Source organism: Buttiauxella izardii, from assembly GCF_003601925.1.
GTDB lineage: Bacteria > Pseudomonadota > Gammaproteobacteria > Enterobacterales > Enterobacteriaceae > Buttiauxella > Buttiauxella izardii.
On the sequence record NZ_QZWH01000060.1, the window covers coordinates 26,076 to 41,571 of the forward strand.

At 53.2% G+C, this 15,496-nt stretch carries 17 protein-coding genes; 4 read left to right on the forward strand and 13 right to left on the reverse strand.

What is annotated here, in order from left to right:
* Position 1 precedes the first annotated feature (1 nt).
* From paaF to paaA, 6 genes are all read right to left on the reverse strand, one after another.
* On the reverse strand, positions 2-769 hold the full coding sequence (gene paaF / locus D6029_RS20730; protein ID WP_120066576.1) for a 2,3-dehydroadipyl-CoA hydratase PaaF: 768 nt from the start codon (positions 767-769) through the stop codon (positions 2-4).
* A complete protein-coding gene (gene paaE, locus D6029_RS20735) occupies positions 769-1,836 on the reverse strand; it encodes a 1,2-phenylacetyl-CoA epoxidase subunit PaaE (RefSeq protein ID WP_120066577.1) in 1,068 nt (355 codons plus the stop codon). Before paaE ends, paaF begins: the two co-directional genes overlap by 1 nt.
* A 7-nt stretch (positions 1,837-1,843) precedes the next feature.
* Entirely contained in the window at positions 1,844-2,341 is a 498-nt protein-coding gene (gene paaD / locus D6029_RS20740; RefSeq protein ID WP_120066578.1) for a 1,2-phenylacetyl-CoA epoxidase subunit PaaD, read from the reverse strand.
* A 10-nt stretch (positions 2,342-2,351) separates the two neighbouring features.
* The gene (gene paaC, locus D6029_RS20745) at positions 2,352-3,107 is read right to left on the reverse strand and encodes a 1,2-phenylacetyl-CoA epoxidase subunit PaaC (protein ID WP_120066579.1); all 756 of its coding nucleotides are present in this window, start codon (positions 3,105-3,107) and stop codon (positions 2,352-2,354) included.
* Between the two features lie 8 nt (positions 3,108-3,115).
* Positions 3,116-3,403 (reverse strand): 1,2-phenylacetyl-CoA epoxidase subunit PaaB, encoded by a 288-nt coding sequence (gene paaB, locus D6029_RS20750; RefSeq protein ID WP_120066580.1) that lies wholly within the window; start codon positions 3,401-3,403, stop codon positions 3,116-3,118.
* A gap of 70 nt (positions 3,404-3,473) precedes the next feature.
* Complete coding sequence (paaA, locus tag D6029_RS20755) at positions 3,474-4,391, reverse strand: 1,2-phenylacetyl-CoA epoxidase subunit PaaA (RefSeq protein WP_120066581.1); 918 nt, start codon at positions 4,389-4,391, stop codon at positions 3,474-3,476.
* Positions 4,392-4,677: 286 nt separating this feature from the next.
* Here paaA and paaZ point away from each other — a divergent pair, with 286 nt between their 5' ends.
* Positions 4,678-6,711, forward strand: coding sequence for a phenylacetic acid degradation bifunctional protein PaaZ (gene paaZ, locus D6029_RS20760; protein ID WP_120066582.1), 2,034 nt, complete (start codon positions 4,678-4,680; stop codon positions 6,709-6,711).
* A 46-nt stretch (positions 6,712-6,757) separates the two neighbouring features.
* Here the strand turns inward: paaZ and D6029_RS20765 are convergent, their stop codons facing one another.
* Positions 6,758-7,672 carry a LysR family transcriptional regulator gene (locus tag D6029_RS20765; RefSeq protein ID WP_120066583.1) on the reverse strand — a complete coding sequence of 305 codons (915 nt, stop codon included), beginning with the start codon at positions 7,670-7,672 and terminating at the stop codon, positions 6,758-6,760.
* 155 nt (positions 7,673-7,827) lie between these two features.
* Between D6029_RS20765 and D6029_RS20770 the strand changes: the two genes are divergently transcribed.
* The gene (locus tag D6029_RS20770) at positions 7,828-8,775 is read left to right on the forward strand and encodes a DMT family transporter (RefSeq protein ID WP_120066584.1); all 948 of its coding nucleotides are present in this window, start codon (positions 7,828-7,830) and stop codon (positions 8,773-8,775) included.
* Here D6029_RS20770 and D6029_RS20775 read toward each other — a convergent pair.
* Positions 8,772-9,245 carry a DUF2846 domain-containing protein gene (locus D6029_RS20775; protein ID WP_120066585.1) on the reverse strand — a complete coding sequence of 158 codons (474 nt, stop codon included), beginning with the start codon at positions 9,243-9,245 and terminating at the stop codon, positions 8,772-8,774. The two genes, D6029_RS20770 and D6029_RS20775, sit on opposite strands and share 4 nt — an antisense overlap.
* Before the next feature lie 336 nt (positions 9,246-9,581).
* Here D6029_RS20775 and tyrP point away from each other — a divergent pair, with 336 nt between their 5' ends.
* Positions 9,582-10,793: a tyrosine transporter TyrP gene (gene tyrP / locus D6029_RS20780; RefSeq protein ID WP_120066586.1), complete on the forward strand. Its 1,212-nt coding sequence runs from the start codon at positions 9,582-9,584 to the stop codon at positions 10,791-10,793.
* Here tyrP and D6029_RS20785 read toward each other — a convergent pair whose 3' ends face one another.
* Positions 10,794-11,684, reverse strand: a complete 891-nt coding sequence (locus D6029_RS20785) for an ABC transporter six-transmembrane domain-containing protein (RefSeq protein ID WP_120066587.1) — start codon at positions 11,682-11,684, stop codon at positions 10,794-10,796.
* A gap of 95 nt (positions 11,685-11,779) precedes the next feature.
* Here D6029_RS20785 and D6029_RS20790 point away from each other — a divergent pair, with 95 nt between their 5' ends.
* A complete protein-coding gene (locus tag D6029_RS20790) occupies positions 11,780-12,364 on the forward strand; it encodes a TetR/AcrR family transcriptional regulator (protein ID WP_120066588.1) in 585 nt (194 codons plus the stop codon).
* Here D6029_RS20790 and D6029_RS20795 read toward each other — a convergent pair whose 3' ends face one another.
* From D6029_RS20795 to D6029_RS20810, 4 genes are read right to left on the reverse strand one after another with little or no spacing between them, the layout of a single operon-like run.
* The gene (locus D6029_RS20795; RefSeq protein ID WP_120066589.1) at positions 12,365-13,261 is read right to left on the reverse strand and encodes a transporter substrate-binding domain-containing protein; all 897 of its coding nucleotides are present in this window, start codon (positions 13,259-13,261) and stop codon (positions 12,365-12,367) included. It lies immediately after the preceding gene.
* A 9-nt stretch (positions 13,262-13,270) separates the two neighbouring features.
* Positions 13,271-14,065 (reverse strand): amino acid ABC transporter ATP-binding protein, encoded by a 795-nt coding sequence (locus D6029_RS20800; protein WP_120066590.1) that lies wholly within the window; start codon positions 14,063-14,065, stop codon positions 13,271-13,273.
* Positions 14,049-14,975 carry an amino acid ABC transporter permease gene (locus D6029_RS20805; RefSeq protein ID WP_120066591.1) on the reverse strand — a complete coding sequence of 309 codons (927 nt, stop codon included), beginning with the start codon at positions 14,973-14,975 and terminating at the stop codon, positions 14,049-14,051. Before D6029_RS20805 ends, D6029_RS20800 begins: the two co-directional genes overlap by 17 nt.
* A gap of 9 nt (positions 14,976-14,984) precedes the next feature.
* On the reverse strand, positions 14,985-15,491 hold the full coding sequence (locus tag D6029_RS20810) for a GNAT family N-acetyltransferase (RefSeq protein ID WP_120066592.1): 507 nt from the start codon (positions 15,489-15,491) through the stop codon (positions 14,985-14,987).
* Positions 15,492-15,496: the final 5 nt, after the last annotated feature.

Here is a 15,496-nt window from a genome sequence, read left to right on the forward strand (position 1 = left end):
GTTATCGTCCTTTAAACACAGCGGGTCGTTTTTCGAGGAAAGCATTGATGCCTTCCTGCCGGTCTTCGGTGGCGGCAAGCAGCGTAAAGAGCTGGCGCTCCTGCTGTAATCCCTGAGTCAGAGAGAGTTCGTGCGCCTGGCGCAGCGCGGTTTTTGCCGCCTGCAACGCCAGCGGCGCATGTTGTGCGATGCGTGCTGCCAGTTTTTGCGCGTACTCCATCGTCAGCGCCGCCGGGTAAACATTGGCGACTAATCCCGCCTGTTGCGCTTGTTCGGCAGTGATAGCTTCACCTGTGAGCACCATTTTGTAGGCCAGCGCTTTGCCGACGCTGCGAATCAAACGCTGTGTGCCGCCTGCACCGGGCATGATTCCGAGGGTGATTTCCGGCAGACCAAAACGCGCGTTGTCGCCCGCCAGCGTGATGTCACACAGCATCGCCAGTTCGCAGCCTGCGCCGAGCGCATAACCGTTCACCGCCGCCAGTAATGGCTTATTAAATCGTTCGATGCGCGCCCAAAGTTGCGGGCGTAGGTCGTTAAGCGTGGCGGGCATATCGCGGCTCGCCATCTCTTTAAGATCCGCTCCGGCGGCAAAGAAACGCTCGTTGCCGGTGATCACCACCGCGCCGATAGCGTCATCGTTTTGCGCCGCTTCCAGCGTCTGAGCCAGTTGCTCGAGCAGCGCGTTGTTGAGTGCGTTACGCGCCGCCGGACGGTTTAACGTCAGCGTTAATACGCGTTGGTTTTGTTCAATCAGCAATTCGCTCATCACAACCCCTGCGCGTCAAAGTCGATGATCACGTCGTCGCCTTTTGGCAGCGCCTGGCAACTGAGGATGTAACCTGCCGCCAGTTGGTCTGGTTCGAGACTGTAATTGACGCCCATTTCCACTTCACCTTTCACCACTTTGCAGCGGCAGGTAGCGCACACGCCGCCTTTGCAGGCGTAGGGCAAATCCGCGCCCTGGCGTAACGCCGCATCGAGAATGCTTTCGTCGTGGGAATCGAGGGTGATTTGGCGGTCGCGTCCGTCCTGGCGCAGCGTCACCACTTTGCCCGCTGCTTGTTCACGGCGGCGCAGGCTTGGCGCGGTGCCTGGCGTGTTGAAGTGTTCAATGAAAATGTTTTGCTGGGCGACGCCCATTGCCAGCAACGCCGCTTCAGATTCCTGCATCATGCTTTGCGGGCCGCAAATAAAGGTGCGATCAAAGCCTTTCAGATCAAGCAAGTTATCGCCCAGCGCTTTGATTTTCGCGCCGTCCAGGCGCCCACTCAGTAATTCGCTTTCCTGCACTTCCTTGCTGAATAAATAGATCAGCTGCAAGCGCTGCGGATAACGATCTTTTAAGTCGGCCAGCGCCTGGCGGAACATCATGCTGCGGCTGCTGCGGTTGCCGTAAACCAGCGTCACATGGCTTTCGGCTTCGGTCGCCAGCGTGGCGCTGACAATGGCTATCATCGGCGTGATGCCAGAACCGACCGCCAGCGCTAAATAGTTGCCTGCGGTTTCCGCTTGCGGTTGGTAGCCAAAAATTCCCTGCGGGATCATCACGTCCATTGCCGTTCCCGCGACTAAATCGGTCACCGCATATTGTGAAAAGCGCCCGCCGTCGATGGCTTTTACCGCGACACAAATTTCCCCTGGCTTTTCTGCACGGCAGATGGAGTAACAGCGGCGCAACTCTTCGCCGCCAACACGGGTTTTCAGCGTCAAATGCTGGCCGGGTTTGAAAGCAAATTGGGCCTGCAAATCACCGGGCACTTCAAAAGTGATGGCAACCGCTTCAGGAGTTTCCTGCTCAATGCGCGCCACCTTTAGCGAATGAAACGTCGTCATGGCAACCTCAAATACATTTAAAGTAATCAAAGGGTTCGCGGCAGCTATCACAGCGATATAACGCTTTGCAGGCCGTGGAACCGAATTCGCTAATCAGCGAGGTTTGCAAACTTCCGCAGCGCGGGCAGCTCACTTCGCGGCTCAGTTCGGCGTGGCACGAATGCCCTTGCGGCGGGCTGATGCCGTATTCGCGCAGCCGATTTTTTGCCGCAGGCGTCATCCAGTCGGTGGTCCACGCCGGGTGCAGCATTTGCTCGATATGCACCGGCGTCAGCTTGGCGGTTTCCATCGCCTCGCGAATCTCTTTCAGCAGAAAATCCGTCGCCGGACAGCCGGAATAGGTCGGCGTGAAACCGATATGCCAGCCGTCCGCACGGTGATGAACGCCACGCACCATGCCGAGATCGGTAATCGTCAGCACCGGGATTTCCGGGTCGCTGATTTGCCCGAGAATGCGCCACACTTCGCGCACTTGCGCCGGTTCCACCACGTCGAGAGTTTGCATAAAAACCTCACTACCACTGCTGATTGGGATAAGCGCGTTGCAGATACTGCATTTCTGCCAGTAGCGGCCCGAGATGCTCGGTGTGCAGCCCCTGTTTGCCGCCAGTGCGATATTGCGCTTCCTGCGGTTTAACCAGCGAGGCTGCGAGCAAACCGTTAAAGACTTCCGCTTCCCAGGCTGCGCGTAATTCCCGCGGATCAACCGCGATCCCTTGTTCCGCGAGGCTGATTTCCAGCTCGTCGGCATGGAACATTTCGCCGCTAAAACGCCACAGTTTGTTGAGCGACTGCTGCATTTTCTGCTGAGAAAACTCGGTGCCGTTGCCGAGGCGAACCAGCCAGCCACGGCTAAAACGCAAGTGATAACGCACTTCTTTGATGGATTTCGCGGCAATCGCCGCCAGTTGTGAATCGCGGCTTGCCGTAAGACGGCTGAACAGTTCAACGTGCCAGGCATCCAGCAAATACTGGCGCATCAGCGTGTCGGCAAAATCGCCATTCGGCTGCTCGGCCAATAACAAATTTTGGTACTGGCGTTCATCGCGGCCATAAGCCAGTTGGTCTTCATCAAGCTGCGCGCCCTGAAGTTCGGCGGCATAGCTCAAAAAATTGCGCGCCTGGCCGAGTAAATCCAGGCCGATATTCGCCAGCGCGAGGTCAATTTCCAGCTCTGGCGCGTGTCCGCACCAGCCGGTTAAGCGCTGTGCCAGCACCAGGCAAGTGTCTCCGAGGCGCAGTGTGTAAGTGGTTAACGGGGAATAAGTCATTGCGCGCCTCACATGTGCTCGATGCCATCAGGGAGGGTGTAGAACGTGGGGTGGCGATAAATTTTGGTTTCCGCCGGGTCGAAAAATGCACCACGTTCTTCGGGCTGCGAGGCAATGATTTCGCTCGCTTTCACCACCCAAATTGAGCAACCTTCGGAGCGGCGGGTGTACGCATCGCGGGCGTTTTCCAGCGCCATTTGCTCATCGGCGGCGTGCAGGCTGCCCACGTGACGGTGCGAAAGCCCTTGTTTGCTGCGGATAAAAACTTCATATAACGGCCAGTGAATATTGCTCATCAGTTCTTCCTTTAGATCGTGTGTCATTGTCGGATGACGCTTCGCTTATCCGACCTACAAAATCAAAACGTTATGCGACGTTTTTGCTGGCATAAGAGAGAGCGGCTTCGCGCACCCACGCGCCCTCTTCCCAGGCTTTGCGCTTGGCGGCCAGGCGTTCTTCGTTGCACAACCCGCGCCCGGCGACCACTTCGTTAAACTCTTGCCAGTCGATTTCGCCAAACTCGTAATGCCCGGTGGTGTCGTTGAAACGCAGGTCTTTATCCGGCACGGTCATGCCAAGCATTTCCACCTGTGGCACGGTATTATCGACAAAGCGCTGGCGCAGCTCGTCGTTGCCAAAGCGTTTGATTTTCCACGCCAGGCTCTGGGCGCTGTTCGGCGAGTTGTCGTCGTTGGGGCCAAACATCATCAACGCAGGCCACCAGAAACGGTTGATCGCGTCCTGCAACATCTGGCGCTGTTCTTCGCTTCCCTGAGCCAGCACGTTGCAGGCCTCAAAACCCTGGCGCTGGTGGAAGCTCTCTTCTTTGCAGATTTTCACCATCGCCCTGGCATATGGCCCGTAAGAGGTGCGGCACAGCGCGACCTGGTTAACAATCGCCGCGCCATCAACCAGCCAGCCAATCACGCCGATATCGGCCCAGTTCAGCGTCGGGTAGTTAAAGATCGAGGAGTATTTCATCTTGCCGTCGAGCATCTTCTGGTAGATGTCCTCCCGCGTGCAGCCCAGCGTTTCCGCCGCGCTGTAGAGGTACAAACCGTGTCCGGCTTCGTCCTGCACCTTCGCCAGCAAAATCGCTTTGCGTTTCAGACTCGGCGCGCGAGTCAGCCAGTTACCTTCCGGCAGCATGCCAACAATCTCGGAATGGGCGTGTTGCCCAATCTGGCGGATCAGCGTTTTGCGGTATTCGTCGGGCATCCAGTCCTGCGGTTCAATCGCGATTTCCTGTGCGATTCGCTCATCAAAGCGGTGTTGTTCAGTCAAGTCATCACCTTTTATGATTCAAATAAGATTCACTAAATCGCTTTCTGTGAATCACTTAATGATTAAAAGTTACAGATAAGTTAACTAAAACAGCAAAAATTACACGCAACCTTTGTGAGCATTATCACGATAAATTTTAAATAAACGCCTTTATTCATAGAGATAACGAAATCATCAAAACCACACGCATTCACATTGTTAACAAATTATTAAATTACAGCTTGATTTTTATGATTCACAAATCAAACATTGAATGCATTAAACGTAATACTTAATGAGGTGTGAGATGCAGCAGTTAACCAGTTATCTTTCTGGCTTTTGGCTGATGGGCCACGGCAAAGAACGCACGATAAATCATGCAATTAGCGGCGAAGCGTTGTATCAAGTGACAAGCGAAGGGCTGGATATGGCGCAGGCTCGCCGCTACGCCATCGACCACGGCGGCAATGCGTTGCGCGCCATGACCTTTGTGCAACGCGCAGCCATGATCAAGGCGGTGGCGAAACATCTGCTGGCGAACAAAGAGTCGTTTTACGCGATTTCTTATCAAACCGGGGCGACACGCGCAGACAGTTGGGTGGATATCGAAGGCGGCATTGGCACCCTGTTCGCTTATGCCGGGATGGGGAATCGCGAGTTGCCAGACGATGTGTTGTGGCCGGAAGACGAAATGATCCCGCTGTCTAAACAAGGCGGATTTGCCGCCCGCCATGTGCTGACCTCTAAATCCGGCGTCGCGCTGCATATCAACGCGTTCAACTTCCCGTGCTGGGGAATGTTAGAAAAGCTCGCCCCAACCTGGCTTGCGGGAATGCCAGCGATTATCAAACCCGGCACTGCCAGCGCACAATTAACTCACGCGATGGTGAAGTCGATTGTTGATTCGGGCCTGGTGCCGAAAGGCGCAATCAGCCTGATTTGCGGCGGCGTGGGTAATCTGTTTGATTTGTTTGACGAGCAGGATGTGGTGACGTTTACCGGTTCCGCCAGCACCGGTCAGAAGTTACGTTGTCACCCAAACATTATCGCCCGTTCGGTGCCTTTCACCATGGAAGCCGATTCCCTGAACTGCTGCGTATTGGGTGATGATGTCACACCAGAACAACCTGAATTTGCGCTATTTATTCGTGAAACCGTGCGTGAGATGACGGCTAAAGCCGGGCAAAAATGCACCGCCATTCGCCGCATTATCGTTCCTCAGGCGCAACTCGAAAACGTTGTGCAGGCGCTGAAAGCGAAGCTTGAAAAAATCCAGCCAGGCGACCCGGCGCACGAAGGCGTGAAAATGGGTGCATTGGTCAGCCTCGAGCAGCGTGACGACGTGCAAAGCAAAGTGAATCAGTTGCTTGCCGCAGGCTGTAAAGTTGTGGTCGGAGGCAACGCCGACTCTTCGCACGCGGGTGCCTTCTTCCCGCCGACTTTGCTGCTTTGCCAGCAACCTGATGAAACCCCTGCCGTTCATGAACTGGAAGCCTTCGGCCCGGTCGCCACGGTGATGCCGTATCACGACGGCGAACATGCGATGGCGTTGGCACGTGCGGGCCAGGGCAGCCTGGCGGGAACGCTGGTGACGGCGAATGGTGAAATTGCGCGCCAGTTTATTCTCGGTGCGGCGCGTGCGCACGGGCGTATTCAGGTGCTGAACCAGGAGTCGTCCGTGGAATCCACCGGGCACGGTTCCCCACTGCCGATGCTGGTTCACGGCGGCCCAGGCCGCGCGGGCGGTGGCGAAGAATTGGGTGGCCTGCGGGCAGTGAAACACTACATGCAACGCACGGCGATTCAGGGCAGTCCGTCGATGTTGGCGGCGGTGAGCAAGCAATGGAGCTACGGCGCAGCGGTGCATGAAGATCCCGTTCACCCGTTCCGTAAACAGTTTGACGATCTGCAAATTGGCGAAAGTTTACTGACCGCGCGCCGCACCATTACCGAAGCCGATATCGTCAATTTCGCCAATCTTAGCGGCGACCATTTCTACGCTCATGTCGACAAAATCGGCGCGGCGGAATCGTTCTTTGGTGAACGCGTGGCGCACGGCTACTTTGTGGTTTCTGCCGCCGCCGGGTTATTCGTCGACCCAGGCGTGGGGCCAGTTATCGCCAACTACGGCATGGAAAACCTACGTTTTATCGAACCGGTGAAAATCGGCGATACCATTCAAGTGCGTCTGACATGCAAGCGCAAAACCGCCAAACCACAAAAGACGGCTGAAGATAAACCGGTCGGCGTGGTGGAATGGGCGGTGGAGGTGATGAATCAGGAGAATCAATCGGTGGCGATTTATTCGATTTTGACACTGGTCGCAAGGAGGGTTTCTTAAACGTTAGTGCGTATGGCGACGGGAGCGAGCCTCGCCCCCGTCACATTTAACTCTCATCACCCAACCGGGTGATGGCTCTGCGCAAATAATTCAGCACCGTCGTGGCGGCCTCCGTCATCGACGCGTTATTCAGCGTCACCGCCCCGACATCCATATACGTAGTGCTATCCGCAATGCTACGGCGCATAACGCGCAAACCTTCAAGCGACCATGGGCGATAAACCAGGTCCGACAAAATCGTCACGCCCTTTCCTTTTGCCACCAGGCTGCGTACCGTTTCAAACGAGGTGGTGGTAAAGCCGATATTTGGGCTTCCTCCCTGCGTGCGCCAGTGCTCGGTGATCACATCCGGGTATTCGTCGGTATCGAGCAGTAAAAATGGCAGGTTTTCGATATCGGCAAGATGAATGACCGACTGGTTTAATAGCGGATGCCCCTGGGCCACCCACAGGCGGCGGGGTGAACGGATAAAGATTTCAGTATTTAACGCATCGTCCGGGGGAATATTCGAGGTTAATAGCAGCGAAAAATCGGTTTCATGACGTTTTAAAGATTCGGTTAATACCTGCGGATTGGCTTCGATAAAGTTAATCGTCATTAATGGGAAATGCTGCTCAACCTCAAGAATAATCGCCGGTAATAAATAAGCAGAAAGCGTTTTGGCAATGCCAATATTCACCGTGCCTTTTTCCAGTTGGGGCTGATACAACAAATCGTCTATCGCAATCTGGCTTTCATTAATTATTTTACGTGCGTAATGCAAAAAGCGCTCGCCTGCGGTTGTGAGCTGAATCCCTTTTGGCAAACGAATAAATAGCTGATTGTTTAATGAGGACTCGAGATTGCGCATCGCCACCGTCATCGACGACTGCGAGATATTACATTGCGATGCGGCTTTAGAGATCTGTTGTGTCTGTGCTAAAGCGATGAAAAATTCCAGTTGCCGCAATGTGAATCTCATAGTTTTAAACTATACCTCGCAACGAAAAAGATGAATTAGATTTTCACTCCTCGCAATTTTAGCATGGTAATCCTCAAATCGATGTTCTTATCACCCTCCGGGTATGCATTGAATCTATAGCTGAGTGGTTTAAACTGTCTTCAGGAACTCAAATTATGCCGTATTTACTGTTAAGCCTTGCTGCCTGTTTCTGGGGCGGAAACTATGTGGTTGGCCATGTGTTAGTGGCGCAGGTCGACCCGATTGTCCTGTCGGAAGCCCGTTGGATGCTCACCGCCCTGTTGCTCATCGGCCTCTATTTCCGCCAGATAAAAGCACAGTGGGCGGCGATGGTAGAGGCAAAATACACGGTATTTTTCCTCGCGCTATGTGGGCAAGTGTTATTCCCGGTGACGCTGTACGTTGGCCTGCAATATACCTCTTCATTAAATGCGGCGATTTATTTATCTACCACGCCCGCATTGGTGTTGCTGATCAATAAGTTTATTTTCAAAGAGACGATTTCCCGGCGCAATATTTATGGCGTGGTGCTCAGTTCGTTGGGGGTGATATATCTGGTGATGCAGGGCGATCTGTTACATTTGAATACGCTGAAAAATTTGAACCGTGGTGATATCTGGACGATGGCGTCGGCCATTAGCTGGGCATTGTATTGCGCCTTTTTACGCCTCAAACCCAAACAGATTGGTGGCAACGCATTTGTTGCGGTTAGCGCGGCGATTGGCGCCATTGTTCTGCTGCCCGTTTTATCGCTTTACGCGGCAACACATTTTGGCCCGCCGTTAAAGCTGTCTCTGGATACTGGCTGCATGTTGGGACTGGCGTATCTGGTTATCTTCCCGTCATGGCTGTCTTATCTGCTGTGGAATAAAGGGATTCAGGCGATTGGCGCAACGCGGGGTGAAGTTTATTCGCACCTGATTCCATTGACTGGCGGCGTGTTTAGCGTGCTGTTTCTCAACGTGCCGTTACACGGTTTTCATCTGATCAGCGCCCTGCTTATTGCACTGGGAATTGCCCTTTGCTCGATGGCTCCAAAGAAGAAGCATCGATGTTTCGCCGCCTTAGTCATTTCTAAGGCGGCTTGTGAGGCAATTATTTAATTATCGCAGTGGCCTTGTTGGGCCAGTTTCACTTCCGGCTTGGAAACAACGCGCTTACCTTCAGTTTCAGAAGACTCGCTCAAACCTGCGCCACCGACAAATGCTCCCATCTTTATATATTGTCTGATGAAGTAGTTCTTGCCTGCTTGCATGAATAACGACAGATCATTTGGCGAAAATTCAGACTCGGTGGAAATCTTATGCGTCTGATTACCTGTAACTTGCGTATAGAAGAACGTTCTATCCGCCGTTTCGCCTACACATTTGCCATCGACATACACATCTTTTTTAAGCGATTTACCCGCAAAGCTATCACGATAAATATACAGCCCAGCTTTGTTTTGCTCTGGAGCGGGGAATGTTTTGGCATTAATCGATTCTTGCTCAGGAGCCAAAGGGACACTCGCGCACCCACTGAGAAGTAATGCAGCTAAAACAGAGGTAGCGACCAATAGATTTTTAGTTTTCATTAAAGAAAATCCTTTTATATAAACAGTATGTTTTAAGTTTTTTAAGACGGAGTAATGTCGCCAATGGAAGATAAAAGGTCAAGCAATCAATAAGATGAATACTAAAAATGGTAGGGAAATATAACATCTATTCTCCTTAACTTAAATTAATCCAGGAATCTTCTCGGCTCTATAAATAAAGCCTCACAATAACTGCCGCTCCGAATCATAGGAATACCAAACTAAATCGTAAAGTTTAAATTACACCACCTGTAACCCAGATTTGACGAGTCCGTAACAATCCCTTACCCTGCGCGGCATAATCTCGTTATTACAAGCGTAAATTCAGAGGGAAGCGTGAAGAATCGCACTCTTGGCAGTATCTTTATCGTCGCCGGCACCACGATTGGCGCAGGAATGTTGGCAATGCCGTTGGCTTCAGCAGGCGTGGGTTTTGGTGTGACGTTGCTTTTGCTGGTCGGCCTCTGGGGGTTGATGTGCTACACCGCGCTGCTGTTGGTGGAGGTTTATCAGCACGTATCCGCCGACACCGGGCTGGGCACCCTTGCCCGCCGTTATCTCGGTAAACCGGGGCAATGGCTGACCGGTTTTAGCATGTTGTTTTTGATGTACGCGCTGACGGCGGCGTATATCAGCGGTGCAGGCGAGTTGTTATCGGCCAGCCTGAGCCAGTGGTTCTCAACTAATATTTCGGTCACCACCGGGGTTTTGCTGTTCACGATTGTTGCCGGGGGGATTGTCTGCATCGGCACGCATATGGTGGATATGTTTAACCGCGTGTTGTTCAGCGCCAAAATCGTGATGTTGGTGGTGATGCTCGGCTTAATGATGCCGCATATCCACCACACCAATTTGCTGACGCTGCCGCTGGAAAAAGGCCTCGCACTTTCCGCAATCCCGGTGATTTTCACTTCGTTTGGTTTCCATGGCAGCGTGCCGAGTATTGTCAGTTATCTGGACGGCAACCTGCGCAAATTACGCTGGGTGTTTATCATCGGCAGCGCGATTCCGTTGGTGGCCTATATTTTCTGGCAGGTGGCGACGCTGGGCGCGATTGATTCGGGCGTGTTTAGCGGGTTGTTGGCCAATCATTCCGGGCTGAATGGTTTGTTGCAGGCGGTTCGTGAAGTGGTGGCTTCGCCGCACGTCGAACTCGCAGTGCATTTATTTGCCGATCTGGCGCTGGCGACTTCGTTCCTCGGCGTTTCCCTGGGGCTATTTGATTACCTGAGCGATTTGTTTAACCGCAACCGTAATGCCTCCGGGCGGATGCAAACCGGGCTGATGACCTTTGTTCCACCGCTGGTGTTTGCGCTGTTTTATCCGCAAGGATTTGTGATGGCGCTGGGTTACGCGGGTGTCGCGTTGGCGATTCTGGCGCTGATTATTCCGTCGCTGTTGGTCTGGAAAAGCCGCCAGATGCAAACTGAAACGGTTTACCGCGTTGCGGGCGGCAAACCGTTGTTGGTTCTGGTGTTCGCTTGCGGCATCGCGGTGATTGTGATTCAGGCGCTGATTGCCAGCGGCGCGTTGCCGGAAGTGGGTTAATTACACCAGGCCGGTGTTGACCCTTTTGCCTATCTCTTTGAGCTGTGCGTATTTTTCCAGCAAAGATGGGCCGTCATCGAGGCTCATGGCAAACATCCACATGTAGGTCATGACCGAATAAATATGCCCGGCGTTCCCGACGCCCTTGACGGTCATCATCCAGATGGTCATTGAGAACAGGAACGCTGCGGCAATGCCAATCGACAAATAGCCAAACGCTTCACGATCCGACAGGCGAATGCGCACGCGAGCTAAAAAGTTGTAGTGCTTGATGAGCGTATTCTCGCTTGCCGTGCCGACGAATCCGACCTCTTTCTCTAATCTGTCGTTGAGTTTCTCATACAGCATTTCGTTCTTGCGCGTGTAGCCCGGCAGGAAGAGTGCGAAGAAAATCAGTACCGCAAGGCACGCCACTCCCGCCCAGAATTCAATCGTCAGCAGCATCACGACTGCACCAATGATCGACGCCACCGAGGTAATCAACAGCGGTAAGTGTGTCTCGAAGAAATTAACAAATTCCCGTGACAACGTCACGCGAGCGGCAATGGTCGAATGGCTATGGTCGTCCTCGCGCTGGGCGAGAATCACCGGCACCGCAAGCCCGGCGTAGATTCTGGCAAATGTGCGTGTGTCCATGCTGCGGCGGGCGGCACCAATTGCCCACATAACAAAGACCACCAGCGCATATAACAACGCGTGGAGCGATTGACCTTTGATAATGGCGTTGATGGCAAAACCTGCCATCAACGGATAAAGCAGGTAGATAATGTTTTCGGCGACCACCAGCATCAGCGTCACAACGAGCTTTTTGCTGTGGAGTCGGGCGAGTTTTTTTAAGGTGTTTAATGCACCGCGTGAAGGCTGAAGCTGCGCGGTTTGTAAGGTTTCCATGACTTTAACTTCTTAGATTGTTATCCTTGAGCGGTTGCTCAAAGAATGAAAAGAGTCTATTTGAGCACTTGCTCAAAGTCAACGAAGGTACTGTGATGAAAGAAAAAGCGTCTGTTTTAAAAGAGAATATTCTTGATGCCGCGATTGCCCTGTTCACCGAAAAAGGGGTCGAAAAGGTCACCACTCGTGAACTCACCGAGCAAGTCGGCATTGCCCGTAGCCACATTTATCACTATTTCCCAGACTGGCAGACGCTGTGCATTGAGGCGTTTTCGCGCTTTATGTATGCGGAACTGGAAACCTTTACTCAAAAATGCCGCGCACTGCCGCCGGAGCAAGGTTTAACGGTTTTTATCGAAGACTATTTACCCGACCGCGCCGATGCCGTCTGGGAGTTGTACAGTTCGCTGTGGCGGCTGGCGGTGCATAACAAGGTGTATGCCGATTTTGCGCTGGCGTTAACGGAAAAGTGGGATGCGTTGCTGGCGAGTATTATTCATGACGGCATTGAAAGCGGCGTCTTTCGCCAGACGGATGTTTTGCGCATGACCCGCCAGCTAGGTTCACTGTTGAACGGGTATTCGGATCAACTGATTATCGACAGCGCGCCGCTCGCCAGAGAGCAGGCGCTGGAAGATATTCACGGGTTTATTGAGCAGGTGCTGCTTACGGATAAGTAGCTATGGATAGGTAATCCCCGGCGGGTTAATTTCGGACGCCGCAACTTCTTCGCCCTTTTCTCCCCAACGGTCGAGAACTTGCTGATATTCGCCACGTTTCACCGCGCCATCGAGCGCGGCTTGCAGAGCGTAAACCAGGCCATTGCCCTTTTTAGTGGTGGTGGCGACATAGGCTTTTTTAGGCCCAAGCCCCACAACACGCGTTTTCCCGGTTAATGCCGCTTTATAGGCGGCAACACTTTGCGGGCCAAATGTCGCATCCGCTCTTCCCGCCTGAATATAAAGATTCCCGGAAGCGTCATCCGTCAGATAAATAGGCTGCGCGGGTTTGCGTCCTTCACGCTCGTTTAGTTCATTCCAACCCAACAGGATTTTTTCCTGATTGGTTCCCGAACCCAAAATAATGCGTAACCCGGAAACATCCGCAGGCCCGGCAATCTTTTGAATTTCACTGTCTGATTTCACTGAAAACGCCAGGGAATCGACGCGATAGGTCGCAAAATCAAACTTCGTTTTACGCTGTTCCGTCACGGCAATATTCACCAGCGCGACATCATAACGGCCAGAGGTAATTCCCAGCGGCCAGTCTTCCCAGGCTGTCGGCACCAGTTTGAGTTTTAGCCCAAGACTATCCGCCAGCAAACGAGCGATATCCGGATCGCTACCGATCCTGGTGCGGTTATCACTCGCCAGCATCGCCAGCGGCGGCGAGTTAAGCGCGGAAATCGCCACCGTCAGCGTTCCCGGTTCAACAAATTGATAGTTCTGAGGAATCTTTCCAATCGCAATCGGGTCTTTCGCCGTGTGAATCGGTTGTTCATTAGCTTTGAGATCAAGCGTTCCCTGAGCAAAGCTCGCCGTGGTAAACAGCATTAACGCCAGTGGGACAAATTTCATGCCTGCTCCTTAAAGAACTTTCGATAAAAACTGCCGCGTTCGGGAATGTTGCGGATGGTTCAGCACTTCGTCGCTGCTGCCTTGCTCAACAATTTTGCCGTCCACCATAAACACCACGTTATCCGCCACTTCCCTGGCGAAACCGATTTCATGCGTCACTACCACCAGCGTAGTGCCGGAACGGGCGAGCTTTTTAATCACATCCAGCACTTCGCCCACCAGCTCCGGGTCAAGCGCAGAAGTCGGCTCATCAAACAGCATCACACGCGGACGCAACGCCAGAGCGCGGGCAATCGCAATCCGTTGCTGCTGGCCGCCGGAAAGATGCCGCGACCAGGCATCCGCTTTATTACGCAGCCCCACCACATCCAGCAATTGATACGCCTGTTCAATCGCTTCTTTGCGATTAAGTTTCTTGTGGGCAATCGGCGCTTCTATCAGGTTTTCCAGCACCGTCAGATGCGGGAACAAATTGAAATTCTGGAACACGTATCCCACATTCACGCGCTGACGCAGGATCTCCTTTTCCTTCAGCTCATACAGCTTGTCTCCCACCTGGCGATAGCCAATGTAGTCGCCGTCAATCTGGATAAAACCTTCATCGACTCGCTCCAGATGGTTAATCGCCCGCAATAAGGTGGATTTACCGGAACCCGACGGCCCAAGAATCACCGTGACCGAACCAGGTTCCAGCTCGAGAGAAATGTTATCCAGCGCTTTATGGCGACCAAAATATTTACTGACGCCGGTAATGGAAATATGGCCGGTTTGGTTATGGGCATTGTGATTATGGGAGTGGAGCATGTGCGGCCTCCTGGGTTTGCAGAACCGGCTGGCGTGGTGCCTGGCGTGCCGGGCTTTGCTGATTAATGGCGGAGCGGCGTTCACTGCGTGCCAGCGATCGTTCCACCAGATATTGAATCAATGACAGGACGCTGGTGATCACCAGATACCAGACCGCACCGACCATCAGCAGCGGGATCACTTCCTGGGTGCGGTTGTAGATCATCTGGATGGTGTAGAACAGTTCCGGCATCGCCAGCACGTAAACCATCGCCGTGCCTTTGGCGAGGCTGATAATTTCATTAAAACCGGAAGGCAAAATGGTGCGCAGCGCCTGCGGCAAAATAATGCGCACGGTACGTCGCCAGGCCGGAAGCCCTAACGCCGCTGCCGCTTCATATTGCCCGTGGTCGACGCCCAGAAAGCCGCCGCGAATAATCTCCGCCGTATAAGCGCTTTGTACTAGAGTCAGCCCGACAACCGCCGTGGAAAACTGCCCGAGCACGTTAATCGTCTGGTAGCTTCCCCAACTTATTTGCGTAAACGGAATGCCAATCGACAGCGTGTCGTAGAGATAAGAGAAGTTATAGAGAATGATCAGCACCACAATCAGCGGCAAAGACCGGAACAGCCAGATATATCCCCACGCCAGGCTGTTAAGCAGCCATGACGAGGAAAGCCGCGCCAGCGCCAACAAACCGCCGAATATAACGCTCAGCACCGTGCCAATCAGCGTCAGCAATAAGGTTTGCACCAGCCCTTGCAGAATCACCGGGTCGAAGAACCAGCGGGCAAACACGCTCCATTCCCAGCGCGGGTTAAACGCCACCGACTGAACCACAATCGCCAGCACAAACAGCGCGACAACCGCCCCCAGCGTGCGTAACGGATAACGCGCCGGAACGACTTTAATGGTTGAAGATGTAGTCATAATCATTCCTCAGGCCGTTTTCAGCTGTGTAACGGTTAGCTGTTTAGTAAACCGCAAGCGCCCGTCAAACGGTGCCACGCTGTATTCTTCCCGGTCGCGGTAGATATCAAACTGCGGCTGGTAATCGAGACTCAAATACAGTTTCACCGCTTCCGGCTGGCGAAATCCGGTGGTCAGATAGAGATGACTGTAACCCGCAAGCTGCGCCCTGTTTTCCAGTTCCCGCATCACGCGCTGGGCAAGTCCTTGCTGGCGCAAGTCCGGGTGCGTCCAGATACGTTTTATCTCGGCGGTATATTCATCGAATGGCTTATACGCGCCGGTCGCGATAATTTCACCGTCACGCTCCAGCACAATGAACAACCCTTGCGGCGCGAGATACCACTCGGTTAATTCCACTTCCGCATCACGAGAAAAGTAGTCCCCATAACGCGCTTCATATTCACCAAACAGCCCGGTAATAATCGGCTGGAGTTCCGGCGCTTCCGGGGAAACATCACGAAATTGTTCACGCATGTTGT

Coding starts and splice junctions, on each gene's coding strand:
- D6029_RS20795 (WP_120066589.1), bottom strand. CDS start 13,261: ATGAAATTTGTCCCACTGGCGTTAATGCTGTTTACCACGGCGAGCTTT.
- paaD (WP_120066578.1), bottom strand. CDS start 2,341: ATGCAAACTCTCGACGTGGTGGAACCGGCGCAAGTGCGCGAAGTGTGG.
- D6029_RS20805 (WP_120066591.1), bottom strand. CDS start 14,975: ATGACTACATCTTCAACCATTAAAGTCGTTCCGGCGCGTTATCCGTTA.
- D6029_RS20790 (WP_120066588.1), top strand. CDS start 11,780: ATGAAAGAAAAAGCGTCTGTTTTAAAAGAGAATATTCTTGATGCCGCG.
- D6029_RS20785 (WP_120066587.1), bottom strand. CDS start 11,684: ATGGAAACCTTACAAACCGCGCAGCTTCAGCCTTCACGCGGTGCATTA.
- paaE (WP_120066577.1), bottom strand. CDS start 1,836: ATGACGACGTTTCATTCGCTAAAGGTGGCGCGCATTGAGCAGGAAACT.
- paaZ (WP_120066582.1), top strand. CDS start 4,678: ATGCAGCAGTTAACCAGTTATCTTTCTGGCTTTTGGCTGATGGGCCAC.
- D6029_RS20765 (WP_120066583.1), bottom strand. CDS start 7,672: ATGAGATTCACATTGCGGCAACTGGAATTTTTCATCGCTTTAGCACAG.
- paaC (WP_120066579.1), bottom strand. CDS start 3,107: ATGACTTATTCCCCGTTAACCACTTACACACTGCGCCTCGGAGACACT.
- D6029_RS20800 (WP_120066590.1), bottom strand. CDS start 14,065: ATGCTCCACTCCCATAATCACAATGCCCATAACCAAACCGGCCATATT.
- paaB (WP_120066580.1), bottom strand. CDS start 3,403: ATGAGCAATATTCACTGGCCGTTATATGAAGTTTTTATCCGCAGCAAA.
- paaF (WP_120066576.1), bottom strand. CDS start 769: ATGAGCGAATTGCTGATTGAACAAAACCAACGCGTATTAACGCTGACG.
- D6029_RS20775 (WP_120066585.1), bottom strand. CDS start 9,245: ATGAAAACTAAAAATCTATTGGTCGCTACCTCTGTTTTAGCTGCATTA.
- D6029_RS20770 (WP_120066584.1), top strand. CDS start 7,828: ATGCCGTATTTACTGTTAAGCCTTGCTGCCTGTTTCTGGGGCGGAAAC.
- D6029_RS20810 (WP_120066592.1), bottom strand. CDS start 15,491: ATGCGTGAACAATTTCGTGATGTTTCCCCGGAAGCGCCGGAACTCCAG.